23 protein-coding genes are annotated in these 25583 nt (G+C 67.0%); 10 read left to right on the top strand and 13 right to left on the bottom strand.

Features of this window, described 5'->3' with window-relative positions:
- Window positions 1-53 precede the first annotated feature (53 nt).
- Window positions 54-344 carry a hypothetical protein gene (locus MSP7336_RS07290; RefSeq protein WP_084249065.1) on the bottom strand — a complete coding sequence of 97 codons (291 nt, stop codon included), beginning with the start codon at window positions 342-344 and terminating at the stop codon, window positions 54-56.
- 615 nt (window positions 345-959) lie between these two features.
- Between MSP7336_RS07290 and MSP7336_RS07285 the strand changes: the two genes are divergently transcribed.
- From MSP7336_RS07285 to MSP7336_RS07260, 6 genes are read left to right on the top strand one after another with little or no spacing between them, the layout of a single operon-like run.
- The gene (locus MSP7336_RS07285; protein WP_084249064.1) at window positions 960-1703 is read left to right on the top strand and encodes a hypothetical protein; all 744 of its coding nucleotides are present in this window, start codon (window positions 960-962) and stop codon (window positions 1701-1703) included.
- Between the two features lie 49 nt (window positions 1704-1752).
- Window positions 1753-2985, top strand: coding sequence for an ImmA/IrrE family metallo-endopeptidase (locus MSP7336_RS07280; RefSeq protein ID WP_084249063.1), 1233 nt, complete (start codon window positions 1753-1755; stop codon window positions 2983-2985).
- A gap of 28 nt (window positions 2986-3013) precedes the next feature.
- Entirely contained in the window at window positions 3014-4222 is a 1209-nt protein-coding gene (locus tag MSP7336_RS07275; protein ID WP_084249062.1) for a tyrosine-type recombinase/integrase, read from the top strand.
- Entirely contained in the window at window positions 4206-6452 is a 2247-nt protein-coding gene (locus MSP7336_RS07270) for a tyrosine-type recombinase/integrase (RefSeq protein WP_084264199.1), read from the top strand. Before MSP7336_RS07275 ends, MSP7336_RS07270 begins: the two co-directional genes overlap by 17 nt.
- The gene (locus MSP7336_RS07265) at window positions 6449-6886 is read left to right on the top strand and encodes a DUF6262 family protein (RefSeq protein ID WP_084249172.1); all 438 of its coding nucleotides are present in this window, start codon (window positions 6449-6451) and stop codon (window positions 6884-6886) included. Before MSP7336_RS07270 ends, MSP7336_RS07265 begins: the two co-directional genes overlap by 4 nt.
- The gene (locus MSP7336_RS07260; RefSeq protein WP_084264201.1) at window positions 6883-7905 is read left to right on the top strand and encodes a PDDEXK family nuclease; all 1023 of its coding nucleotides are present in this window, start codon (window positions 6883-6885) and stop codon (window positions 7903-7905) included. The genes MSP7336_RS07265 and MSP7336_RS07260 overlap by 4 nt, the downstream gene beginning before the upstream one ends.
- 121 nt (window positions 7906-8026) lie before the next feature.
- On the opposite strand, the gene MSP7336_RS07255 is transcribed toward MSP7336_RS07260, so the two are convergent.
- Window positions 8027-9103: a TadA family conjugal transfer-associated ATPase gene (locus tag MSP7336_RS07255; protein ID WP_113963388.1), complete on the bottom strand. Its 1077-nt coding sequence runs from the start codon at window positions 9101-9103 to the stop codon at window positions 8027-8029.
- The gene (gene ssd / locus MSP7336_RS07250; RefSeq protein ID WP_342353153.1) at window positions 9100-10152 is read right to left on the bottom strand and encodes a septum site-determining protein Ssd; all 1053 of its coding nucleotides are present in this window, start codon (window positions 10150-10152) and stop codon (window positions 9100-9102) included. Before ssd ends, MSP7336_RS07255 begins: the two co-directional genes overlap by 4 nt.
- 455 nt (window positions 10153-10607) lie before the next feature.
- On the opposite strand from ssd, the gene MSP7336_RS07245 reads away from it, so the two are divergent.
- A complete protein-coding gene (locus MSP7336_RS07245) occupies window positions 10608-11465 on the top strand; it encodes an HAD-IB family hydrolase (RefSeq protein ID WP_069394700.1) in 858 nt (285 codons plus the stop codon).
- 449 nt (window positions 11466-11914) lie between these two features.
- Here the strand turns inward: MSP7336_RS07245 and MSP7336_RS07235 are convergent, their stop codons facing one another.
- The 5 genes from MSP7336_RS07235 to MSP7336_RS07215 are packed head-to-tail and all read right to left on the bottom strand — an operon-like array spanning window position 11915 to window position 17638.
- Entirely contained in the window at window positions 11915-12658 is a 744-nt protein-coding gene (locus MSP7336_RS07235; protein WP_113963387.1) for a Fic family protein, read from the bottom strand.
- 35 nt (window positions 12659-12693) lie between these two features.
- Window positions 12694-14280 (bottom strand): dipeptide ABC transporter ATP-binding protein, encoded by a 1587-nt coding sequence (locus MSP7336_RS07230; protein ID WP_113963386.1) that lies wholly within the window; start codon window positions 14278-14280, stop codon window positions 12694-12696.
- A complete protein-coding gene (locus MSP7336_RS07225) occupies window positions 14277-15122 on the bottom strand; it encodes an ABC transporter permease (protein ID WP_181786622.1) in 846 nt (281 codons plus the stop codon). Before MSP7336_RS07225 ends, MSP7336_RS07230 begins: the two co-directional genes overlap by 4 nt.
- Window positions 15115-16041, bottom strand: a complete 927-nt coding sequence (locus tag MSP7336_RS07220; RefSeq protein ID WP_113963385.1) for an ABC transporter permease — start codon at window positions 16039-16041, stop codon at window positions 15115-15117. The genes MSP7336_RS07225 and MSP7336_RS07220 overlap by 8 nt, the downstream gene beginning before the upstream one ends.
- Before the next feature lies 1 nt (window position 16042).
- Window positions 16043-17638 carry a peptide ABC transporter substrate-binding protein gene (locus MSP7336_RS07215; RefSeq protein WP_113963384.1) on the bottom strand — a complete coding sequence of 532 codons (1596 nt, stop codon included), beginning with the start codon at window positions 17636-17638 and terminating at the stop codon, window positions 16043-16045.
- Between the two features lie 140 nt (window positions 17639-17778).
- Between MSP7336_RS07215 and acs the strand changes: the two genes are divergently transcribed.
- Entirely contained in the window at window positions 17779-19722 is a 1944-nt protein-coding gene (acs, locus tag MSP7336_RS07210; RefSeq protein ID WP_181786620.1) for an acetate--CoA ligase, read from the top strand.
- A 9-nt stretch (window positions 19723-19731) separates the two neighbouring features.
- Here the strand turns inward: acs and MSP7336_RS07205 are convergent, their stop codons facing one another.
- A complete protein-coding gene (locus MSP7336_RS07205) occupies window positions 19732-20457 on the bottom strand; it encodes a chymotrypsin family serine protease (protein ID WP_084226330.1) in 726 nt (241 codons plus the stop codon).
- Between the two features lie 164 nt (window positions 20458-20621).
- On the opposite strand from MSP7336_RS07205, the gene MSP7336_RS07200 reads away from it, so the two are divergent.
- Window positions 20622-21146, top strand: coding sequence for a phage holin family protein (locus MSP7336_RS07200; protein ID WP_069394694.1), 525 nt, complete (start codon window positions 20622-20624; stop codon window positions 21144-21146).
- A complete protein-coding gene (locus tag MSP7336_RS07195) occupies window positions 21147-22112 on the top strand; it encodes an alpha/beta fold hydrolase (RefSeq protein ID WP_113963383.1) in 966 nt (321 codons plus the stop codon).
- Here MSP7336_RS07195 and marP read toward each other — a convergent pair.
- The 4 genes from marP to nth are packed head-to-tail and all read right to left on the bottom strand — an operon-like array spanning window position 22105 to window position 25470.
- Window positions 22105-23295, bottom strand: a complete 1191-nt coding sequence (marP, locus tag MSP7336_RS07190; protein ID WP_113963382.1) for an acid resistance serine protease MarP — start codon at window positions 23293-23295, stop codon at window positions 22105-22107. The two genes, MSP7336_RS07195 and marP, sit on opposite strands and share 8 nt — an antisense overlap.
- Window positions 23295-24056 carry an NUDIX hydrolase gene (locus MSP7336_RS07185; protein ID WP_113963381.1) on the bottom strand — a complete coding sequence of 254 codons (762 nt, stop codon included), beginning with the start codon at window positions 24054-24056 and terminating at the stop codon, window positions 23295-23297. Before MSP7336_RS07185 ends, marP begins: the two co-directional genes overlap by 1 nt.
- A 15-nt stretch (window positions 24057-24071) precedes the next feature.
- The gene (locus MSP7336_RS07180; RefSeq protein WP_069394690.1) at window positions 24072-24719 is read right to left on the bottom strand and encodes a TlpA family protein disulfide reductase; all 648 of its coding nucleotides are present in this window, start codon (window positions 24717-24719) and stop codon (window positions 24072-24074) included.
- Window positions 24720-24732: 13 nt separating this feature from the next.
- Window positions 24733-25470, bottom strand: a complete 738-nt coding sequence (gene nth / locus MSP7336_RS07175; protein WP_113964813.1) for an endonuclease III — start codon at window positions 25468-25470, stop codon at window positions 24733-24735.
- Window positions 25471-25583: the final 113 nt, after the last annotated feature.

Raw genomic sequence — 25583 nt, 5'->3', positions numbered from 1 at the left:
AACCTCCTCTTTCTGATTTCACGATTCAGCAGTCAGGCCACCGTTTGATGCTCCTAAGGCCATCTACCGTCGGCGATTGGAGATTCGGGGTCGAATCGCAGGATGGCCTCGGCGGGGTTGGTGCCCAGTGCTCGGGCGATCTCGGTCCAGCCGTGGCCGTTGGCGCGGGCGTCGTGGACCAGTTGGGGCAGGCAACGTTCGGCTTGCTGGATGAGGCTGGCGACCAACGCGAGGCTGCGCAGATCATCTCCTAGCCAGACGCCGCGGCGATCGGCGAGGGCGGCCACGGCGTCGTCGATGAGGTCGAACGTGTCCTCGCCGGTGCGCGGATCCTGGGTGGTCACCCTCTCACGCTACGTCTGCGGCGGCGGCAGGAGCACGCCGATGTCGCGGTACCGCAACAAGCATGTCGATGTCATGGTTCCGTGACATCGACGCCGAGAAGGTGCGCAAGCTCCCACCTGACCAGGTCCGGCGCCGCTTGGACCGACGGGACCTCAGGGTCCAATCCAACATCAGTCAATGCTTGTCTGTCGTCGGGATCCATGCTCGTAGGACGCACTGCTCACTCGACCGGTTCCAAGGGATCGCACGCGGGTTGGTCGATGACGACGCTCGACAGAACCATGCCCGCTACCGATTCGGCGTCAGGCAACACGCACGCACCGCTTCACCAGTCACACGAGTCACATCAGCCACACTCGTACGCATGTTCGGCAGGCCCGACCGCCCCTTCCTGCACCGGCCAACCACTGATCGGCGGCGACTCACGCTGGCGCAGCCACCCACCATTCTCGGCCTGCGAAACATACTCGGAAGTGCACGAAATCGGCGTGTTTACACTGCATCTCACGATTTACACATGTATACTTTGGGCGTGGTGAAGCAGCCGAAATTGTCGCCCCGACACGCGGGGAGCCTCCGCAGTGTTGTAGGAAAAACCGTGCAGAATTTCTGCCATGGCGGTTCCGAAGGACTTGCTTACGGACTTGGTTACCCAGCACGGGTTGGCGTGGGCCAAGTTGCTCGGCGAGGTGGAGGTGGCGTTCGACAAGACCTTGGCCGCCTGGGCGCCGGTGTGTCCCGACCCGATGCGGATTCCGGGCGGAACACTGTGCAGCGATGTGCGTACCCGGGTGCTGTTGATGAACGGCATCGACGCGCGGAGCCGGTTCGACGACCCGCCGCGGACACCCCCGAAAGGGGCGTCGTGCGGCCCGGGGTCGACGCTGAAGATGACCTCCGGCCCGAGTTCGTCAGTGCGTCTCGGCGATACCAAGAAGGTGGCGTGGGCGCGGTTGCGCCACCTGCCACGCCAGGAGGCCGAGGACATCGGGGCGTTGGCCCCGCAGCCGATGCCAGCCACCCAGCCGGGCAAGCAGATGGCGTTCGACGCCGCCGAGATGGAATCGGAGCCGCAGGTGATGGGCCCGCCGGGCATCGGCGACCAGTACGAGTTCATCGCCTACTGGTGGGAGAGTCCGGGCCGGTTGTCGGTAGCCGGTGCCATCCTGGCCCTGGTCGCCGATATCGACACCAAGGACGAGCGGATCGTGGAGTTCGTGGAACTGCCGGCGGCGATCCGGCCCAAGACGGCGGCCGAGCTGGCGGCCCACGACGACTCCGACGACGAGGATGTGCGCGACTTCGAGGATCTCTTGCCTCCCGAATCGCCTTCGGAGACTGGGGATTCGGAGGCCTAGCCGATGCAGTTCTGCCGACTGGCGCTGACCGGGGACGAGGTGGTCGGTGATGACGACAGTCGAGGTGTTCGGCACCCGGGTCCGCCAGGCCCGGGTCCTTCGGCGAATGTCGGGTACCGCGGTCATGGAGCACATGGGCTGGCGGTCGCCGCGGCAAACCCGACTGGAGCAGGCCGAGACGGCGGTGCTCGACGCGGTGGAGTTCGACCGGCTGGCTGCGTTGTTGCGGTTCCCCCCAGCGTTTTTCACCACCGCCCCGGTGTCACGGGTGAGCACTCGGGATCTGTTGTTCCGGGCGCCGAAGTCCACCACGGCCGCCGAGAAGGAGTACCTGGCGGTGTTCGCCAACGTCATCGGTGATCTGGCTCATCAACTCAACCGGCAGGCCACCCTGCCGGCGGTGCGGCTGGAGCCGCTGCCGGCGGGCACCGATGTGGTCGCCGCGGCCGCGCAGGCCCGTCGGTGGCTGGGCGTGGAGCCTTTGACGCCGATCAAACGGTTGACCTACGAACTGGAAGCCGCCGGGGTGCCGGTGGTGCTGCGGATGAAGCATTCGCGCTCCACCGGGCTGATCGATTGGGACAATGCCGAGGACGAACCGGTCGGCTTGTTGACCGAGAAGCATCTGGGCTGTTCGGCGCGGACCGGCGACTATCGCGACCGCCCCGTTGTCTTGTTGCGTGGCATGGAGTCTTGGGAGCGCACCCGCTGGACGGTTGCCCATGAGATCGGGCATTTGGTGTTGCACCGCTACGGCGATATCAGCGATGAGGAGGAACGGGAAGCCTCCCGCTTTGCCTCCGAGCTGCTCGCGCCCGCCGAGGCGATCGCCGCCGAGATCCCGGCCTCACCGACACTGAATGACTTGATCGAGGTGAAGTTGAAATGGCGAATCTCGATCGGGGCGTTGATCATTCACCTTCGCGAATCGAAACTGATCGACGGTGCCCGCGCGCAGACGCTGCAGCGTCAGCTCTACACCCGGATCAACACCGACACCGGGCACACTTGGGGCAAAACCGAACCGGGCTGGGACACCTACAAGCCCGAGCGGCCCCGGCTGCTGCGGCGGTGGATGGGGGTCTGCTACGCCGGGGCCGATTCGGCCGAAGCCCTGGCCGCCCACAACCTGATCTATCCCACCGATCTGCTCGCCGACATCCTGGCCGGCCAAAGCGATGCCCCCGGCCGCACCCGGGCAGAGCACGCCAGAACCGCTGACGCCGGTGCCCGACAGGGCGACATCGTGGTGCCACTGCACCGGGCTCCCCGGCAGGCCTAGCAGAAAGCCACGGGTCGGTCAGCACACAATGGCACGCACACAGCGGATCGCACTGACCGATCGCCCCGACACCTACACCGTGCTGGGCGCCGATCATCTACCGATTGATCCGGCTGAGGAGTACCTGCAGTTCCTGCGTGACGACGCGGCCTCCCCGAACACGGTGAAGGCCTATGCCGCCGGGCTGGCGGCCTGGTGGACACTACTGGAGCACACCGGCACCGATTGGCGTGATGTCAGCACCGCGATGTTCGGTCAGTTCTTGACTTACCTGCGCAGCGGGGATCTGCCCGGCACCGCCCGCATCGGCGCCCCGCCGACGTGGCTGGGCCCGGCCAGCACCCAACTGCGGGCTGCAGCGGTGCTGGCCTGCTACCGCTACCACGCCGACGCCCACGGACTGACCGTCCCGTATCAGCGGCTGTTCACCAGCCGCGGCAAACGCGGTCGCTCCCACTACATTCCGATGCTGGCCGGGGTTGGCCCACCTCGAACCAAGGATCGCCCCGTCTACACGGTGCGCCGCGGTAACCTCGCCGCCACCCCGGTCCTGCTGCCCAGTCAAGTCAGCGCCATCCTTGACGGGTGCGCCACCCAGAATGGGCATGTCTGGTCCGGACCTGCCTCCGGCCTGCGTGATCGGCTGCTGTTCGCCACGCTGGCCGAGACCGGGATGCGGCTAGGTGAAGCACTGTCGTTGCGCCACCACGACTTTCACCTGGGCACCGGCGCCACCCCCTACATCGAAGTGGGCGCCCGCCAGGACCATCCGCGCGGAGCCCGCGGCAAGACACTGCACGGGCGACGGATCTACATCGGCGACGACCTGGAAGCCCTGTATTCGTCATATGTCTGGCATCTGGTCGATCACGGCGCCGACCTCGCGATACCGAACCTGGACACCCATTTCGTGTTCGTCAACCTCGTCGCCGGTGAACGCTTCGCCCCGATGCGAGCCGAAACCGTTTACGCCAAAGTCGATTCCCTGACCCGACGCTGCAACGGTGTCCTGCCCGAGGACTGGACACCGCACTGGCTGCGTCACACCCATGCCACTGCGCTGCTGCTGTCCGGAGCGCCGCCACACGTGGTGATGCGCCGACTCGGGCATGCCGACATCCAAACCACTTTGTCGACCTACGGCTGGGTCACCGAGGACGCCGAAATGCGCACCGTGGCCCAGTGGCGCAACTACGTGGCCGGATGGAAAGGCCTGCACGATGACGACCCCCACTGAGCCGCCATGCCCACCCACCGGCGAGGCCCCGTCACTGGTCGCTGGGCCCGGCTCGTGGGAGGCCCAGTGGGCGCAGGTTCCCGCCGCGTGGCGCCGGCCCGTCTACCCGATCTACGCGGCCCCCTATGACGAAGTCTTCCTGCGCAACCAGTTCTATCTGCGGGCCAACCGCGCCACCGCCGCACACGATTTCACCCCGGCGGCCCCACCGCGGTTCGCCGACGAGATCGCCTGGTGGGTGTGGTTGTGCTGGGATCAGCAGCTGCGCCGTATCGAGCCCTCCCTGCTGGCCTGGCTGGTGCGGACCCTGCCGGGTGCGGTCGCCGAACACAGCGCCCGCACCGGTCACCCGCCGGTCAGCATCGCTGATCTGGATCCCACCGAGCTGATCCGCCAGGCCGCCCTGGCGTTCCAGCGACGCAACAACCGGCTGCCGTCGGCGGGGTCGCGGCGCAACATCCGCCATCTCATCGAACATCTCCATTTGAGCGTGTCAGTGCGCTGCACCGACGCCCCGTGGTGGAGCCACGACATCTGGGATCTTCGCGCCGACCCCCGTATCCCTCAACGCCCGCACGAACCTCACCACGACCAAACGGTGCGGCTGCGCGGCATCGAACCGGTGTGGCTGCGGGAAGGGCTGCGGTTCTGGCTGCGCAGCGCCCTGACCTATGACTTGCTCACGTGGTCTTCAGTCGTCTCACGCACACGCAACATCGGCTCGCAGCTGGGCCGCTTCGCCCGCGACCGCGGGTATCTGCACGACCCGTTGATCAGCACCGACCCCGACGAGCTGCGGAAGGCGTTTCTGGGCTACCTGGAATACCTTCGATCACCGCAGGCCGCAACACAATCCGAGCGGCTGACCCCCTACACCGTGGCCAGCCTACAAAGCGAAACCCAGTCGTTTTACACGTTCATGCACGACCACGCCGCCGAGGCCGCCGCGGGCACCGGCAATCCCCGCTGGCGCGAGGCCACGCTGACCCACACCGCGTTGTGGTCACCGATCCACGCGCCCCGACGCCAGCGCCGCGAACGCGACCTGACCTGGTATTCCACCGCCGACCTGCAACGCATGCTCACCTACCTCGACGTGCTGGCCGCCGACCGCAAGCAGAAGATCGTCCTGACCCGCCCCGACGGCACACTGACCGTCCTGCCCGGGCTCGGTGACCCTCAGGCCGCCCGCATTTGGCTGCTGCAAGCCCTGACCGGCCGGCGAGCCTCGGAAATCCTGATGCTCGACTACGACCCGCTCGAAGCCATCCCCGGCCGCGACCGCCCCACCGACGCCACCGAAGCTGACAGCGGGGCGTTCGTCGCGCGGCTGCGGTATCAACAAACCAAAGTCGACGGCGTCATACCGACCATCCTGGCCGAGCAGGCCATCGTCGACATCATCACAGAGCAACAGGCCTGGCTCAAATCCAAATACCCTGCGCTGCAACCGAAATACCTGTTTCTCGGCATCAAGAATCAGCACCGAGGGCAACGGCCACGGTCCTACACCACCTACCGGGCGATGCTCGACAAGCTCGACCAATGCCACGACCTCACCGACAGCGCCGGGCGCCCGCTGCGATTCACCCAAACACACCGGCTACGCCACACCCGGGCCACCGAACTGCTCAACGACGGTGTGCCGTTTCACGTCGTGCAGCGTTATCTCGGCCACAAGAGCCCTGAAATGACCGCCCGGTATGCCGCCACCATGGCCGCCACCGCTGAGGCTGAATTCCTCAAACACAAGAAGATTGGGGCACACGGCGCCGACATCGAAATCACCCCGCACGACATCTACGAAATGACCCAACTCGCCAAGCGCACCGACCGGGTGCTGCCCAACGGGGTCTGCTTGCTGCCGCCGCTAAAATCCTGCGACAAGGGCAACGCCTGTCTATCCTGCGGGCACTTCGCTACCGACGCCACCCACCTGGCCGAACTACGGCAGCAGCTCGCCTCCACTCAAACCCTCATCGCGCAGCGTCAGGACCAATACCGGCAACGCTCTGGTCGTGAACTCGGCGAGGACAACATCTGGATCATCGAACGCCGCCGCGAAATCGCCTCCCTACAGGCGATCATCGACCGGCTCACCACAGAGGAAGCCGGTTCGGTGGCCGGCGCCGGCGCCGCCAAGCGACTGCCGCTGCTGCAGATCCAAACCCGCGGCGCGCACCAATCCGCACTCGACAAAGCCCGCCGCCCCCGCACCGGAGAACCGTGACCCCACCGCGATCGACCGAAGGCCTGCTGGTCAGCACCAAACGGCGCAAAGCTGCGACCCGCGCCAAGGTCCGAAAAGCGCTGCGCGAGATGAAGAAAAAAGGACGCACCATCAACATCAACGCCGTCGCCAACTACGCCAAGGTCGCCCGCAAGACCATCTACAACCACCCAGACTTGCGCGACGAGATCCGCGCGGCAGCCACTGCGCCGAGGCCGCGGCCGACCACCGCACCCGGCGACGAGGCCAACGGCCAGACCAGCATCACCGCCGCACTGCGCGACCAACTCCGCAGCCAGAAAACCCGCTACGAAACCGACATCGCCACACTCAAATCCCAGATCAAGCAACTGCAACAAGAATTGGCCACCGCACACGGAGAACTGCACCGACTCCGCAATGCCGGCGGCCACCCACAACGAGGAACGTCATGAAGTTCAAACGGCGAAACGCCGCCGACCTCGCGGACTTGATCTGCGGAAACGTCGGCTCCGACGATCCAGGCTTCGGCGAGAAGCCCAAGTACTTCCCCTACCGGTCAAGTAGCTACATCACCGAGTTCTTCGCCGACCTCGACACCGACTGGGTGCATGACGGCTCGACTCGACAATGGTGGGTAGCCGACGTCATCGAATCCATCCTTAACGAACCCCACGACGGGCCACACCAACCGCCGCAGACCTTCTGCCGTCTCATCGACCAACTCATGGACCCGCGCGAGGCCCTCAACGAAAGTGCCGACCGTCCCCGCGCACTGGCCCAACTCAACGAGGTGCTCACCCGAGAAGGATTCGAAGCGTTCTACGCCGAAGGCCGACACTGCTATCTACGCCACCTCGGCAGCGACACCGTCACCATGCTGCACGCCAATCCCCACCGGCCACTCACCCCCGCCGAAAACCAAAGGCGCACCCACTTATCCGCACACCTCGACACCTGCAGCGAAGATGCCCTCATCGAACACGTCCTCCTGCCACTCTTCCGGCAACTCGGCTTTCACCGCATCACCGCCGCAGGCCACAAAGACAAGGCACTCGAGTACGGCAAGGACATCTGGATGCGCTACACCCTGCCCACCCAGCACCGCCTCTACTTCGGAATTCAAGTCAAGAAAGGCAAACTCGACGCCTCCGGAGTCACCAAAACCGGCAACGCCAATATCGCCGAAATTCGCAACCAGGCACTGATGATGCTGGCCCACGAAATCTTCGACCCCGAACACAACAAACGGGTCCTCGTCGACCACGCCTTCATCGTCGCAGGCGGCGAAATCACCAAAGCGGCACGCAACTGGATCGGTAACGCCCTCGACGCCTCCAAACGCAGCCAAATCATGTTCATCGACCGCAACGACATCTTGAACCTCTATGTCGTGACAAACCTCCCGCTACCCGACGCTGCCGTGGCGCCCTCCGGTCCGAGGACCACAGATACCGACGAACCGCCCTTCTAGGCGAACAGCCAACGCAGCGTCAAGGACCTACTCGCCACCCCGGCGGGCCCTCAGCGACTACTCACCGTCAATGCGCATGCGATGCAGCAAGCCGCGACAAGTAACCACGAAGGGAACACCGTTACAGATAAGACTGACACCGACGAGATGCTCGGCATTCCAAATCCACGTGGGTACCTGTCTTACACATCCCAATCGACGTTACAGATAAGACCGCCGCGGCCAGTTGGCTGTGCAGTGCGTCGCGATCCAACCCGCCGAGCGCGCCCAATGCCTCCAACCGGGCCGGTACCTCGCCCGGGTTGTTGGCGTGCACGGTGCCCGCGCCGCCGTCGTGACCGGTGTTCAGCGCCGCCAACAGGTCGACGACCTCGGCGCCGCGAACCTCGCCGACCACGATGCGGTCCGGCCGCATGCGCAGCGCCTGCCGAACGAGTTGGCGCACAGTGACTTCGCCGACACCTTCGACGTTGGCGCACCGCGCCAACAGCTTGACCAGATGCGGATGCGCGGGCGCCAGTTCCGCGGCGTCCTCGACACAGACGATCCGTTCCTGCGGCGCCACCGCGCCCAACATGGCCGCCAGCAAAGTAGTCTTCCCGGCGCCCGTGCCGCCGGTCACGAGGAATGCCAGCCGCGCGCCGATGACGTCGGCGAGTAGCTCGGCGGCCTCGGGCGCAATGGCCCCCGCCGCGGTCAACGCCGGCAGATCCTGCGTGGCCGGCCGCAGCACCCGCAACGACAAACACGTGCCACCGACGGCAACCGGCGGGAGCACGGCGTGCAGCCGCACCGCGAAACCATCGCTGCCGATACCGGTCAATTGACCGTCCACCCACGGCTGCGCGTCGTCGAGGCGCCGGCCGGCGGCCAACGCCAGCCGCTGCGCCAGTCGGCGCACCGCCGCCTCGTCGCTGAACCGAACCGAACTGCGCCGCAGCCCGTTTCCGTCGTCGACCCAGACCGCGTCGGGCGCGCTGACCAGCACATCGGTGGTGCCTTCCGCGCACAGCAGCGGCTCGAGGATCCCGGCGCCGGTCAGCTCGGTCTGCAGCGTTCGAAGACTGTTCAATACTTCGGTGTCGCCGAGCAGCCCGCCGGATTCGGCGCGGATCGCGTCGGCCACCACACTGGGCCGCAACGGACCGGATTCCGCGGCCAGCCGCTCGCGCACCCGGTCGATCAGCGAACCGGTCATGCAGCCCCCGCAGCGGTGTGCGCCGGTAGCAGGCCGAGTATCCGGCGGGCCGCCGCCGCCAAGGCGGATCGGCGTCGAAACCGCAGACCGCCATGTTCGAGTTGCTCGGCGATACGCGGTTCCGCCCGCATCGACGCCAACATTGGTACGCCGGCGGTGGCCGCGACCTCTGCGGCGCGCAGCCCACCTGGCGATGGTCCGCGCACCACCAAACCGACGTTCGGGTTGCTGCGGCGTAGCACCGGGACGATCGTCGCGGTGGCCGCGCATGCCCGCACGTCGCATGGGGTGACGACGACGACGAGATCGGCGGCCTCCAGCGCGGTCTGGCTGGCATCGCTCAGCCGACGGGCCAGATCGCACACCACCGTGGCGCCGCCGCGCCGGCCGGCGTCGATGACCGCGGCGGCCGCTGCGGCGTCCACTTCGTGTCCGCGGCGGGCACCGGAAAGCATGCTGATCCCGCGGTGGCGCGGCAACGCCTCGCGCAGCGCGGTCCAGTTCAGTCGCCCGCCCTGTAGCGCCAGATCAGGCCAGCGCACACCCGGTGCGGATTCGGCGCCGACCAGCAAGTCGATGCCACCGCCCCACGGATCGAGGTCGAGCAGCAGTGGTTCGCGGGCAAGTCGCGCCAGCGCGGCGGCGAACAGCGAGGCGCCCGCTCCGCCGCGGCCGCCGATGACTGCGATGACCGGCCCGCACCCGGCGTCCTCGCAGGCCGATTCGGCAGCCTCGGCGAGTTCGCGGACCAGCTCCTCGCCGTGTGCGGGCAAAGTCAGCACCTGCTGGGCGCCGACCCGGATGGCGGCCTGCCAGACCGACGGCGTCGGTTCGGCGCCGGTCACCACCACGACATGGCGGCGACGCGGCAAGGCGAAGCGCGCGCAGCGCTGCGCCGCCGCCTCGTCGAGCAGCACTACCGCGGCCGCCGACCAGGTTTTGCGGCTCACCGGCGAGCTGTGCGCGCCGTGAACTACCCGGACTCCGGCGGCGGCCGCGATCCGGTCGACCTCGACCCGCAGTGCGGTGCCGGCCAGCACCGCCAAAATGCCGGGAGTCTTCGGACTGAACGCGCGGGTGGTCACCCGCTCACCGTGCCGGGTTACGGCACCGGGCCGCCAGCACCAAACGACGATCTGTGGACAGCGCGCGATCTGTGGAGATAGTCAACTAAGTCACAACGCCGGCGCACTGTTCTGGAAGCCGATACCGGTAGCAGATTGACCCGAGAAAGGGACGACCCCCGCCAGGGGGGGAGGAGGCGAGGGTCGTCGTGTATCAGCCCCGGGGGGTCGGGCTGATACACCCTCGGCGCGAAGCCGAGTACCGTTAACTATACACATGACAGCGCTACCTAGCGCAAGAGTGCTTGCTAGAGAAAGCACAATGTGTAACGCCGTGGGCTCGACGCCGCGTCGTCGTGAAGAGCGGCCAAACCCCAGCTCACAGTGGGTTTTCCGGTCATCCCTCGCCCCGGCGCGCGGCGCCGCCCTATGCTGGGCGCGTGAGCGTCTCCGAGTCGGCCGCTGACCAGCAAACTCCGTCGCCCGCACCGGACAGCCCCGGGCCAGGGGTCCGCACCGCCGCCTTTTTCGACCTCGACAAGACGATCATCGCCAAGTCCAGCACGCTGGCGTTCAGCAAACCCTTCTTCAATCAGGGCCTGATCAATCGTCGCGCGGTGCTCAAATCCAGCTACGCCCAGTTCGTCTATTTGCTGTCGGGTGCCGACCACGATCAGATGGATCGGATGCGCGTTCATCTGACCAACATGTGCGCCGGCTGGAACGTGGAACAGGTCAAGTCGATCGTCAACGAAACGCTGCACGACATCGTCACCCCGCTGGTGTTCGCCGAAGCCGCGGATCTGATCGCCGGGCACAAGTTGTGCGGGCGCGACGTCGTGGTGGTCTCGGCGTCCGGCGAGGAACTGGTGGCGCCGATCGCCCGGGCCCTCGGGGCGACTCACGCGATGGCGACGCGCATGGTCGTCGAGGACGGTCGGTACACCGGCGAGATCGCCTTCTACTGCTACGGCGAAGGCAAGGTGCAAGCCATCCGCGAGCTGGCCGCGCGCGAGGGCTACGCGCTCGAACACTGCTACGCCTACTCCGACTCGATCACCGACCTGCCGATGCTGTTGGCGGTCGGCCATCCGAGCGTGGTCAACCCGGACCGCGCCTTGCGCAAGGAAGCGATCGCCCGCGGCTGGCCGGTGCTGAGCTTCTCGCGCCCGGTGTCGCTGCGTGACCGCATCCCGGCACCGTCGGGTGCCGCGGTGGCGACGACGGCGGCGGTGGGTGTCGGCGCGCTGGCCGCCGGGGCGGTCACCTACTCGTTGCTGCGCCGCTTCGCGTGGTAGGACCCGTCAGATCCAGCAAACGACCAGCGGCTGTACTCATGTCGTTTCGGACTCTTAACACGATTGGCTCTTGCTGTGATACCGGTCACGTAGTACAAAGGAGGCACGGAAGCCCGGTGAGGCCAAGGTCGATCCGGAAGAGAAGGGTCGGTCTCCCGAACCGGGCGCCCAGCACGGTACCCGGCACCCACGCGGAGCCATAGCCGCGATAGAGGCAGAAGTGTTGCGGGCCTGCGTAATTGCGAAGAGCGGACGGCCTTGACGGTCCTTTGGGTGGGGCCATGGTCGCACGCAGCGCAAGATCGCCGAGGCCAACCCACGCAACCCACAAGTTGCACGCTTGGTAACCGAGTCCCGTGCTAGCGGGCGACGAGCCGATCATGCCGGAGCGTCGCCCGCTGTGCATGTCCGCGGCTCTTTTGTCTCTGTTGTCTCCGGCCGCTGGCAACCTACTTGGCCAGTGAATCGGCGATCGACAGCGCCTCGCGCGCCCCGTCCTGCAGGGCACGGCAGCACAGCTTGAGCCAGGCCGCCACCCCGTCGTGGCCGCCGGCCGCGAAGCCGCGCGCGGCCTCGCGATAGTCGGCGCCGCGACGCATCCAGGTCACCTCGGGCACGCCTAAGCCGCGTGGATCCAGCCCGCTGGCGATGGTGATCAGCCGCGCGACCGCGCGGGCCACCACGCCGTCGGCGCTGCCGAAAGGGGCCAGCGTCAACAGCTCGCCGTGCGCCACCGCCGCGATCAACGGTGCCGGCGCGCGGGTGCCCCCGCTGACCAGATCGGCGAGCAGCTCCAGCCGGGGCCCGACATCCGGGTCGGTGCGCGGCCGGCCCAACCGGTCCTCGTCGACCTGGTCGGCGGCGGCAAGCACGTGCAGGCGCGCCAGTGCCTGCAGCGGCGCTCGTTGCCACACCCCGACAAGGTTGGTTTCGCCGCCCTCGAGCGCCTGCGCCACGCGCAGCGCACCGGCGAAGACCGGATCGCTGGTCGCCGACTCGTCGAGCTGCACCGGTCCCCCGTCGAGCACCGATGACGCCCGCGCCGCCCGCAGTGCGGCTTCGGCGGCGGTGACCGGCCAACCGCGCAAATTGGCCCGGTGCCGATGCACCCGGCTCAGCGCGTCGCGGGCGTGATCGGCAGCGGCGGCGACACCGGGCAGCTCGGCCAGCAGGGCCAGTGGGTCAGTGGTCATAGGCGCCGCTAACGATACGTATTCGTCTTTGGCGGTCACCCGCGCCCTGGAATCGCATCGAGCAGCTCACGCGTGTAGGCCTCCCGCGGTCGGCTGAACACCTCCTCGGTGGCCGCGTGTTCGACCACCCGGCCGGCCCGCATCACCAGCACCTCGTCGGCGATCTGCCGAATGACCGCCAGGTCGTGGCTGATGAACAGGTAGGTCAGGCCCAGCGTCGCTTGCAGTTCGCCCAGCAGATCCAGGATCTGCGCCTGCACGACGACGTCGAGCGCCGAGACCGCCTCGTCGCACACCAGCACCTCGGGTCGCAGCGCCAGCGCCCGGGCGATCGCGACCCGCTGTTGTTGACCGCCGGACAGCTCGTGTGGGCGCCGCCCCAGCAGCGACGACGGCAGCGCCACCTGGTCGATCAGTTCCCGCACCGCTCGGCGTCGTTGCCGACGGTCACCGATGCGGTGGATGCGCAGCGGCTCTTCGATTGCCCGGAACACCGAATACATGGGATCCAAACTGCTGTACGGGTTTTGGAACACCGGCTGCACCCGACGCCGAAACTCCAGCGTCGCGCGCCGATCCAGGGCGGCGATGTCTTGACCGTCGAAGACGACGGCGCCCGACGTCGGTTGCAGCAACCCGAGCACCATTCGCGCCAGCGTGGACTTTCCCGAGCCCGATTCGCCGGCGACCGCCAACGTGCGGCCGCGCCGCAGCCGAAACGACACGTCGTCGACGGCGCGCAAATGGGTGTGCCGCCACGGCAACCCATGGGACTGCCGATAGATTTTGGTCAGCCCGCTGGCCACGACGATGTCGTCGGCGGACGCTTCGCGGTCTACTCGGTGTTGGTCCGCGGCCGGACGCAGCGCCGGTGCCGCCGCAACCAGCCGTTTGGTGTAGTCATGCTGCGGATTACCCAGAACCGCTTGTGCCGCATCGGTTTCCACGACAGCGCCACGGTGCATGACGACCACACGCTCGGCCCGCTCGGCGGCCAGCGCCAAATCGTGGGTGATCAGCAGCAGTGCGGTGCCGAGTTCGGCGGTGAGGCGCTGCAGATGATCCAGCACCTGCCGCTGCACGGTGACATCCAGCGCGGAGGTCGGCTCATCGGCGATCAGCAGCTGCGGCCGGCCGGCCAAACCGATTGCGATCAGCGCGCGCTGGCACATGCCGCCCGACAGCTGGTGGGGGTATTTTCGGGCCTGCGTCGCCGGGTCCGGCATGCCCGCGTCGGCCAGCAGCCGCTCGGCGGCGACGTCGTTGACGTTGTTGACGCGCAACGCTTCTGACACCTGGAAACCAACCTTCCATACCGGGTTCAGGTTGGTCGTCGGGTCTTGAGGCACGTAGCCGATGCCCGAACCGCGGATCGCCCGCAGCGTGCGCCGGTCCGCCGCGGTGATGTCGACGCCGTCGAACACGATACGCCCGGCAGTGATCCGTCCGCCGGGCGGTAGCAATCCGAGAACCGCTGCGGCCGTTGTGGATTTCCCCGAACCCGACTCCCCGACGACGGCGACGGTCTCGCCACGGCGCACGGTGAAATCCGCTCCCTGGACCGCGGGGTCGTCGCCGAAGCGGACCTCCAGGCGCTTCACCGTCAACAGCGGCTCGGTCATCGCGCCGCTCTCCCCCGCGACGCCGGATCGAGCGCATCGCGCAGGACGTCGCCCATCATCATGAAACCCAGCACGGTGATCGCCAATGCGCCCGCGGGAAAGAACAGAATCGGCGACCCCGCCCGCAGCCGGGTTTGCGCCACATTGATGTCGCCGCCCCACGACACCACCGACGGCGGCAATCCGACACCGAGGTAGGACAGCGTGGCCTCGGTGACGATGAACACACCTGACGCGATGGTAGCCACCGCGATCACCGGCCCGATGGCATTGGGCACCACGTGGCGGACCAAGATGCCGAACTTGGTCAACCCCAACGCCTTCGCCGCCAGAACATAGTCGCGGCCCCGCACTTCGAGAACCGCTCCCCGCGCGATCCGGGCAATCTGCGGCCAGCCGAACACCGCCAGGATCGCGATCACCGTCCACACAGTGCGGTGATGCACCACCTGCATCAGCACAATGGCGGCCAGCAGCAACGGGATTGCGAAGAAGACGTCGGCGACGCGGGAGACCAACGTGTCGATCCAGCCGCCGTAGAACCCGGCCAGCGCCCCCAGCACCCCGCCGAGCACGAACACCACCGCGGTGGCACCCAACCCGACCGCGATCGATGCGCGGGCACCGTAGACGGTGCGCGCATAGATGTCATGACCCTGCAAGTCGGTGCCGAACCAGTGCGCCGCCGACGGCGCAAGCAGGCTCTGGTCGGGGTCGGCGTAGCCGGGATCGGCAGAGGTGAACAGCGCCGGGAAAGCGGCGACGACGAGGGCGAACCCGATCAGCGCCGCAGCGACAATGAACTTCGGCCGGCGCCAGAATCCACCCCAGAGCTCAGCCATAGCGGATCCTGGGATCCAGTGCAGCGTAAAGCAAATCGACGATCAGGTTGGCAGCCAGGTAGATCACGACCAGCACCGTCACGATCGACACCACGGTCGGCGCCTCTTGGCGGGTGACGGCCTGGTAGAGCACGCCGCCGACGCCGTGGATGTTGAATATCCCCTCGGTGACGATCGCCCCGCCCATCAGCGCACCGAGGTCCGCGCCGAGGAAGGTCACCACCGGGATCAGCGAATTGCGCAGGATGTGGACCGTCACCACCCGCGGTCGGGACAGCCCCTTGGCGGTCGCGGTGCGCACATAGTCGGCGTGCGCGTTGGCGGCCACCGCCGACCGGGTCAACCGCACCACGTAGGCGAATGACACCGAGCCCAGCACGATCCCGGGCAGCAGCAACCGCGACAATGACGCGTCATCGCCCACCGTGACCGCGGCGATGCCCAGCCGCACTCCGAAGACGAACTGTGCCAGGAAACCCAGCACGAAGATCGGGATTGCGATGATGATCAGACTGGCGATCAGCACCCCGGCGTCGAAAACGCCACCGCGCTGAAGCCCTGCGATCACCCCGAACCCGATGCCCAGCACCGCCTCGACCGCGACCGCAATCAGCGCCAGTCTGATCGTTACCGGAAACGCCTGGGCCAGAACGGTAGTCACCGGCAGACCAGAGTAGGAGCGGCCCAGGTCGCCGCGCAGGATGCCGCCCAAGTAGTGCACGTACTGCAGCCAGAACGGGTCATCGAGGTGATATTGGGCGCGCAGCGCCGCGGCCACCGCGGGAGAAAGCGGGCGGTCTCCCCCCAGCGCCGCCACCGGGTCGCCGGGCAGCAAAAACACCATGCCGTAGATCAGCAGCGTGGCCCCGAAAAAGACCGGGATCATGACCGCCAGCCGCCGCGCGATATACCACGTCATATCAGGCCTTGATGATGTGTTCGTAGTCGGGCAGACCGTTCCAGGTCAGCGTGAGGTTGCTGACGGCCGGCGACCGGCCGGCCACGCTGACGGTGTACCACAGCGGTATGACGGGCATGTCGCGCAACAGGATTCGCTGTGCCTGGTTGGCCAGCGCGTGAGATTCCGCCACGCTGGGTGCCGCCGCGGCATCGGACAGCGCACTGTCGAAACGGGGGTTGGAATAACCGACGTCGTTCGCTCCGGCCCCGGTGACGAACAGCGGTTGCAGGAAACTGAGCAGCGATGGGTAGTCGCCCTGCCAGCCGGCCCGGAAGGCGGTCGCGATGCTGCGGCTGGTGATCTGCGTGCGGAATCCGGCGAAGGTGGGTTGCGGCGCGCCGACGGCGTCGATGCCCAGGACGTTCTTGATGCTGTTGGCCACCGCGTCCACCCATTCTTGGTGGCCGCCGTCGGCGTTGTAGCTGATTGCGTACTGGCCGTTCCACTTTGAGATCGCGTCGGCCTGCGACCACAGCTGCCTGGCCCGGTCCGGGTCGAAATCGAGCCCCTCGTTGCCGTCGATGTCGGCGTCGTAGCCGGGCAGCGAGCTGGCGGTGAATTCGCGGGCGGGCGTGCGGGCGCCGGAGAAGATCTGCCGGCAGATCTGCGGCCGGTTGATCGCGGCCGACAGCGCCAGCCGGCGCAACCGTCCCTCTTCGCCGCCGAAATGCGGCAGCCGCAGCGGAGTATCGAGGGTTTGGTTGCTGGCTGCCGGTGCGGTGATCGCCCGGTCGCCGAGGTCTTTGCGGTAGACCGGCAGCACACTGGGCGGGATGCTGTCCAGCACATCGAGATTCGACGACAACAGGTCGGCGTAGGCGGTGTCGAGGTTGGCGTAGAGGACGAAGCGCAAGCCTTTGTTCTGCGGCATCCGGTTGCCGTGGTAGCGGGGATTGGGCGTCAGCTCGATTTTGACGTTGTGCAGCCAGGGGTGCTCGCCGGCGAGTTGGTAGGGGCCGTTGCCGATCGGGTGTTGGCCGAAGGCCGCCATGTCGGCGAACGCTACTTTCGGCAACGGGTAGAACGCCGAAAACCCGAGCCGCAGTTTGAAGTCGATGGTCGGCGCCTTGAGGCGCACGGTGAAGTGGTGGTCGTCGATCACGCGCAGACCCGACATCGTGTGGGCAGTAGGTTCGGCGGCGGCGACGTCGTCGAAACCGGCGATCGGGCTGAACAGGCTCTGCTGAAGTTGGGCGTTGGACGACAACGCGCCGTAGTTCCAGGCGTCGACGAACGAGTGCGCCGTGACCGGCGATCCGTCGGTGAACGTCCATCCCGGTTTGAGCGTGATCCGGTAGTTGATGTTGTCGGTCGTCTCGATCGACTGGGCGACCTCCGGCGACGGTGTGCCGTTGGCGTCGTAGGACATCAGGCCGGCGAACAGCCGGTCGATGACACGCCCGCCGTTGGTGTCGTTGGTGTTGGTCGGGATCAACGGATTCTGCGGCTCGCCGGCGTTGACGATAACGACGTCGGTGCGCGTGCCGCCGCCTCCGCAGGCGGTCAGGGCCAGCGCGGCAACGGCGACAACCGCTGCCGCCACCGCACGCACCATGCCAGCGACCCTAGCTAGATCTAATTGTCGGACTCCTCCTCAGGTCGTCCCGACCTGCATCGTCGCCCGACTAGATCCAATTGTCGTGCTCCTCCTCAGGTCGTCCCGACCTGCATCGTCGCCCGACTAGGCTCGTCACCGTGACCGAAGCGCCTTCGTCGTACCCGCCGCATCCGGAGTTCAAAAAGCAGGCCAACGTCGGCGACGAGGCATACCGCCAGGCCGAGCGGGATCGGCTGAAGTTCTGGGCCGAGCAAGCCAACCGGCTGTCCTGGGCGACGCCGTTCGAGCAAGTGCTGGACTGGTCGGATGCACCGTTCGTCAAGTGGTTCGTCGGCGGCAGACTCAACGTCGCCTACAACTGCGTGGATCGTCATGTCGAAGCCGGGCACGGCGACCGGACCGCCATCTACTGGGAAGGCGAGCCGGTCGGTGACAGCCGCAGCATCAGCTACGCCGAGCTGCAGACCGAGGTGTGCAAGGCCGCCAACGCGCTAAGCGACCTGGGGCTGGTCGCCGGCGACCGCGTCGCGATCTACCTGCCGATGATCCCCGAAGCGCTGATCGCGATGCTGGCCTGCGCGCGGCTGGGCGTCATGCACAGCGTGGTCTTCGCGGGTTTCACCGCCACGGCGCTGCGCGCCCGCATCGCTGACGCCGAGGCCAAGTTGCTGATCACCGCCGACGGGCAGTTCCGCCGGGGCAAACCGATGCCGCTGAAGGAAGCCGCCGACGAAGCGGTCGGCGACGACAGCCCGGTCAAGAACGTCTTGGTGGTCCGTCGCACCGGGATCGACGTGCCCTGGACGGACGGGCGTGACCTGTGGTGGCACGAGGTCGTCGACCGGGCGCCGGCCGAGCACACCTGCGAGGCCTTCGACGCCGAGCACCCACTGTTTCTGCTGTACACCTCAGGCACCACCGGCAAGCCCAAGGGCATCGTGCACACCAGCGGCGGCTATCTGACCCAGTCGTCCTACACCCACCACAGCATCTTCGACATCAAACCGGAGACCGACGTGTTCTGGTGCACCGCCGACATCGGCTGGGTCACCGGGCACACCTACAGCGTCTACGGCCCGCTGTGCAACGGTGTCACGCAAGTTATCTACGAGGGCACACCGTCCACCCCCACCCAGCATCGGCATTTCGAGATCATCGAAAAATACGGGGTGACAATCTATTACGCGGCGCCGACACTGATCCGGACATTCATGAGGTGGGGCCGCGAAATTCCCGACGCCCACGATCTGTCCAGCCTGCGATTGCTGGGGTCGGTCGGCGAGCCGATCAACCCGGAGGCCTGGCGCTGGTACCGCGAGGTCATCGGTTCGGGTCGCACCCCGGTCGTCGACACCTGGTGGCAGACCGAGACCGGCGCCGCGATGATCTCACCGCTCCCCGGGATCGCGGCGGCCAAGCCAGGCTCGGCGATGACGGCGCTGCCCGGTATCTCCGCCAGAATCGTCGACGACGACGGCAAGCAAGTCGAACCGTGCCCCGACCACGGTGAGCACATCACCGGATACCTGGTCATCGACCAGCCCTGGCCGGCGATGCTGCGCGGCATCTGGGGGGACCCGGATCGCTACCGGGAGAACTACTGGACCAAGTTCGCCCAGCAGGGCTGGTATTTCACCGGCGACAGCGCCCGCTACGACCCCGACGGCGCCATCTGGGTGGAGGGCCGCGTCGACGACGTGATGAACGTGTCCGGGCACCGGATTTCCACCGCCGAGGTCGAGTCCGCCTTGGTCGGACATTCCGGGGTGGCCGAGGCCGCCGTGGTCGGCGCCGCCGACGAGACCACGGGACAGGCCATCTGCGCGTTCGTGGTTCTACAGGCCGACCACGCCGACAGCGTCGGTGAAGAGGTCCTCGACGAACTGCGCGATCATGTGGCCAAGGAGATCTCGCCGATCGCCCGGCCGCGGGAGATCCACGTGGTGCCCGAGCTGCCCAAGACCCGCAGCGGCAAGATCATGCGCCGGCTCTTGCGCGACATCGCGAACGACCACGAGCTCGGCGACACCTCGACGCTGCTCGATCCCGGTGTGTTCGACGCGATCCGGGCGGCCAAATAGCCGGCTCCGTCAGGTAGCCGGCGGCTCGCCCCCGACCGGAACGAACCCGGCCCCAGGGCGGTTCTTGGCGGCGAGGTCGGCAAGCACCGCGTTGATCGACACAACCGTCGCCGGGGTGTGCAGTGGGATGTACTTGGTGACGCAGGCCGGCAGGCTCTCGCTGAAGGCGCCGTGAATCATGCCGACCAGGCGATTGTTGACGGTGACCGGCGCCCCGGAGTCGCCCTGCTGGCCACAGACCTGCATGACGATGGTGCCCGGCTCCTGGCCCGGCCCCCAGGTCACGCCGCAGGAGTTGCCGGTGGTGCGACCCTGCTTACAGGCGATCTGGCCGGACGACGGATCCGGGCCGATACCGTCGATCACGAAACCGCCGTAGTCGGGCACCGGCGCGACCTTAGCCGGGTCGAACCGGATGACGGCGTAGTCGAGGCTGTCGTTGCCGGCCACCATGGTGCCCAGCGGACCGCGGTTCTGCGCGGCCTCGGCGGCCACCTCAGCGCCGGGGCCGCCGCAATGGGCGGAGGTGAAGCCGATCAAGGCGCCGGTGTCGTCGTTACCGATGCTCGTCAGCGTGCACATGGTGTCCCCGTCGATGACGATGCCCGCACCGCCACCGATCGGGACGCGGTCGTCAGCAATCGCGCTCGTCGACGCCACGGCGGGTACGCCCAGCAGTCCGATCGCCGCGGCCAATGCAGACACGACGCGGAACCGGCGGTGCGTAGTCTGCAAAGTCGTGCTCCCGTCGACGAATCCGAGATGGATGCGCCAGTCTAGCGTGATGTCAGTCCGGTTGGCCTCGTCTGGCAACGACGGCCATGGCAACATGAACCGCGTCGACAGCGAACCGGCCGGCTTCGAGGCGGGCCGGGCCCATTTAACCGGGAGGATCGTCTGTGAGTAGGCCAGATCGCAAGAGCTCCGGCAATGGCGTGCCCGGTACGGTGACCACAATTCCGCTGACGGATCCGCATGCGTTGCCGGCCGAACCCTCGATCGGAGATCTGGTCAAAGACGCCACCGCGCAAATGTCGACGCTGGTGCGCGCGGAGGTGGAGCTGGCCCGCGCGGAAATCACCCGCGACGTCAAGAAAGGCCTCACCGGTAGCGTCTTTTTCATCGCGGCACTGGTGGTGCTGTTCTACTCGACCTTCTTTTTCTTCTTTTTCGTTGCCGAGCTGCTCGATCTCTGGTTGTGGCGCTGGGTGGCCTACCTGATCGTGTTCGGGATCATGGTCGTGTTCACCGCGGTGCTGGCGTTGTTCGGTTATCTCAAAGTCCGCCGCATCCGCGGTCCCCGGGAGACCATCGAATCGGTCAAGGAGACCCGCACCGCGTTCACCCCGGGGCAGGACAAGTCCGGGTCGGCGGCGGTCAGTGCGCCGCAGGGCGGGACGCCCGCGGATCCCTCGGGTTGGTAGATGGCCGCTCCAGATCCGTCGGTGACCCGTATCGACGGGCCATGGCGTCATCTGGACGTGCATGCCAACGGCATCCGGTTTCAGGTCGTCGAGTCGACACCACCTGCCGGGGAGTCGGCCAGGGCGCCGATGGAGCGGCCGCTGGTGGTCATGCTGCACGGCTTCGGCTCGTTCTGGTGGTCCTGGCGGCACCAGCTGCGCGGGCTGACCGGGGTGCGGGCGGTCGCGGTCGATTTGCGCGGTTACGGCGGCAGCGACAAACCGCCCCGCGGGTACGACGGCTGGACGCTGGCCGGTGACACCGCCGGGCTGATCCGCGCGCTCGGGCACTCCTCGGCAACGCTGATCGGCCATGCCGACGGCGGGCTGGTCTGCTGGGCCACTTCGGTGCTGCACTCCCGGCTGGTCCGCGCCATCGCAGTGATCAGCTCGCCGCATCCTGCTGCGTTACGCGCCTCGGCGTTGACCACCAGAGATCAAGCCCGTGCGCTGCTACCGTCGTTGTTGCGCTACCAGGTGCCGATGTGGCCGGAACACGTTTTGACCCGGCATAACGGCGCCGAAATCGAGCATCTACTACGCAGTCGTGCCAGTGCGAAATGGCTTGCATCCGAAGACTTTTCGGAGACCATCGGCCATCTGCGCCAAGCGATCCAGATTCCGTCGGCAGCGCACTGTGCGTTGGAATATCAGCGCTGGGCGGTGCGCAGCCAGCTGCGCGACGAGGGTCGGCGGTTCATGCGGGCGATGAACGCCAACATCAATGTGCCGTTGCTGCACATCCGCGGAGATGCCGATCCCTACGTGCTGGCCGACCCCGTCGAACGCACCCGACGTCACGCGCCGCATGGACGTTATGTAACGCTCTCGGGTGCAGGGCATTTCAGCCACGAAGAAGCGCCCGACGAAGTCAACGGACACCTCACGCGGTTCCTGGACAAGGTGTACGGACTGGGGGTCAGCTAACGCACTCACCGGTGGGGACCGGCGCCGTGTCGCCGATCGCAGATAGTTGACCGGCCACCTCTTTGGCGGTCAGCACGAAACCCGTGTCATTGTCGTCGACCGCCGCGCCGAACACCATGCCGAGCACCTTGCCGTTCAGGTCGATCATCGGGCCGCCCGAATTTCCTTGTTCCACAATTGCCCTGACCGTGTACACCTCGCGCTCCACCGTGGAGTTACGGTAGATATCCGGACCGGACAACTTGATGACGTCACGTATCCTGGCCGGCGTTGCGACGAAGCCTCCGCCCCCCGGATAGCCCAGAACCAGAGCGTCATCACCACCTTTGACGGGGTGCTCGGCGAAGGCCAACGGCGACGACGCAAGATTGGGCACTGCCAAGATAGCGACATCCGCGTTCGGGTCATAGGAGACCACGGTGGCGTCGTAGGGATTTCCGCTCGCCTCGACGGTGACGTTGTTCGCGCCGGCCACCACGTGGGCGTTGGTCATCACACGGTCGTGCGAGAGCACAAATCCACTGCCCTCCAACACTTTCTGACAGCCAGGAGCGACCGAGCGGATTTTGACCACACTGGGCTCGGTGGCGGCCACCACCGGGTTGCTCACCAGGTCGGCGTCGGGTGTCGCGACCGCCGCAACCGGAGTGCGGCTGAACGGTTCAAGCACCTGCGGCAGACCTGAAGTGTCCAGCAACGCCGACAGCCGCTTGGGCACCGTCTTCAACCAGGGCGGTGCCACCTCGTTGACCTGGGCGAGCACCCGCGAACCACGCACTGCCGCAGCCAGACTGGGCTCATTAGACGAGGTGGTGAGCGGAGTCGCCAGCATCCAGGCCGCAACCATCACCACGACCAGCTGAACGGCAACCCCGATGACCGAGTCGAGAAACCGGATGCCGCCGCTGTGGATCGCGCCGCGCACCGCCCGGCCGAGCACCACACCGGCGACCTCACCGACGACGACCAGCCCAAGGATCAAGAACAGCGCCGCGAACAATTTGGCGCGGGGAGCGCTGATGTGCTCGACGAGGTGCGGGGCCAGCAGTACCCCGGCGACCGCGCCCAGCAGCACTCCGATGAACGACAGTAGCGAGCCCAATGCCCCTGAGCGCCAACCGGAAACAGCCGCGATGAAGGCTATCGCGAGCACCGCGATGTCCAGCCACTGTGACGAGGTCATCACCTACCACCCTCATGGTCGAGCAGAGCCATAGCTTCGTCGAGCTCGCGGATATCGTTGCTGTCCCACGGCTGCGCCCAGCCGGCGACATCCAGCATCGCTGAAATTACCTGGCCGGTGAAACCCCACACCAGCATTTGGTTCAAGAGAAACGCCGGGCCGGCGAAGCGACGGTGCAACGCGCGACGGTACACCATCAGCCGATTGGCCGGGTTGATGAAGGCCCGCACCGGAACCCGCGCGACGATTGCCGTTTCCGCCTCGTCGACGACAGCCACCGGCCCCGGATCCGGCGAGTATGCGAGCACGGGAACCACATGAAAACCTGACGGCGCGATGAACGTTCGCTCCAGGGTGGCCAGCGGATGCAGCCGGGTGACGTCGATGCCGGTCTCTTCGTGGGCTTCCCGCAAGGCGGTGGCCACCGGTCCGTCGTCGCCGGGATCGGAGGCACCGCCCGGAAAGGCCGCCTGCCCGGCGTGATGGCGCAGCGTGGCGGCGCGCACCGTCAGCAGCAGGTCGGCGTCGTCGGGAGGGGCACCGTCGGTCGACGCGCACTGCGGACCGGAGAACAGCACCAGCACCGCGGCATCGCGTCCGTCGCCGCGCAGCGCTGCACCCTCCTTCGCCGCGGTCACCATGGCCAACACATCGGCCGGCAGCCGACGCCGGAAGGCCTCCGGCACCTCGCCGACGTTGTCGACGAGCGGGCGCAGCCACGACGGGCTGAGTTCAGGCGTCAGCGGAACCGCAGCGGTCACCGGCGCCTCCCCTTTCTAACTGGCTGCATCGACCGCGGCCGCGATTTGCTCAGCGCTGTCGAAGGCCCGCGGCAGGGTCTGCGCAACGCTACCGTCCGGCGCCAGTACGACCGTCGCGGGCATCACATTTGGTACCCGCAATGCAGCGGCAATCCCCCGCCGGCCGTCCTGCAGGGTGGGCAGGCGCACACCCAATTCGGCCAGCAGCAGCAAAGCGGCGGTCTCATTCTCGTCCTGGTGCACGGTCACCACCGTCACCCGCGACCCGGCGCGTCGCTGATATTCGGCCATCGCCGGCAACTCGGCCTTGCATGGTTCGCACCAATACGCCCACAGGTTGAGTACCACCCGGCGCCCGGCCAGCGCGCGAGCCACGTCGACCACCGAACCGTCGGCTGCGCACTCCGCGGTGACACCGCGCAGGGCTACCGGGCCCGGGTCGTCACCGGCGCCCGGACACGGCGGCAAGGCGGCGCGCTGCCGCGGCCCGGCCAGCGCGGCCGGGGTGTCGGCGTCGCGGTGTTCGCGGCCCGGGCCGCCGATCACCGGAGCGGTCGGCGCGGTCGAGGAGCCGGACATGTCGCGCAGCTCGACGAGCAACGCCGCGACCAGGATTCCCACCGCGACCAGGATCGCAACGGTCCAGCGGGTCCGAGAGGTCATGAACGGGTTCGGTCTACAGTCCGGCCAGGGCCAGCAGGTGCTCGGTTTCCGGGCCCTGGACCAGCTCGGCGGCGATCAGCGGCTCGGTGGGCCCGAGCCCGAACGAGGGGCAATCCTTGGCCAGCACGCACACGCCGCACGCGGGTTTGCGCGCGTGACAGACCCGGCGGCCGTGAAAGATCACCCGATGGCTCAACAACGTCCACTGGTCGCGTTCGATCAGTTCGCCGACGGCGTGCTCGATCTTGACCGGGTCCTGCTCGGTCGTCCACCGCCACCGTCCGACCAACCGCTTGAAATGGGTGTCAACGGTGATCCCGGGGATACCGAACGCATTGCCGAGAATCACGTTGGCTGTTTTGCGTCCCACTCCCGGCAGGCTCACCAGCTCCTCCATGGTCGACGGCACCTCGCCGTCGAACCGCTCGACCAGCGCTTGCCCCAGGCCGATCAACGCCGTCGCCTTGTTGCGGTAGAAGCCGGTGGGGCGGATGAGATTCTCCAGCTCATCGCGGTCGGCTTGCGCGTAATCCAGCGCGGTGCGGTAGCGGGCGAACAACGCCGGCGTGGTCTGGTTGACCCTCTTGTCAGTGCTTTGTGCCGACAAGATGGTCGCCACCGTCAATTCCAGCGGTGTGGTGAAGTTCAGTTCGCAATGGGCATGTGGAAACGCTTCGGCCAGTTTGCGATTCATTCGCCGAGCTCGTCGCACCAACCCCAGGCGGGTCTCAGCGGACCAGCGTCGGGCCACGGCGCCGCCGCGCTTGCCCGTTGTCACGCCCGTCAGCGTAACTGGGGAAGATATCCGCTATTCCGTGATCCCACTGAGACCTTTGCCGTGTTTACTGGCTCCTTGTGTCCTGG

The sequence above is a fragment of the Mycobacterium shimoidei genome (assembly GCF_900417275.1).
Taxonomy (GTDB): Bacteria; Actinomycetota; Actinomycetes; order Mycobacteriales; family Mycobacteriaceae; genus Mycobacterium; species Mycobacterium shimoidei.
This window is presented reverse-complemented; position numbering and strand designations above follow the sequence as displayed.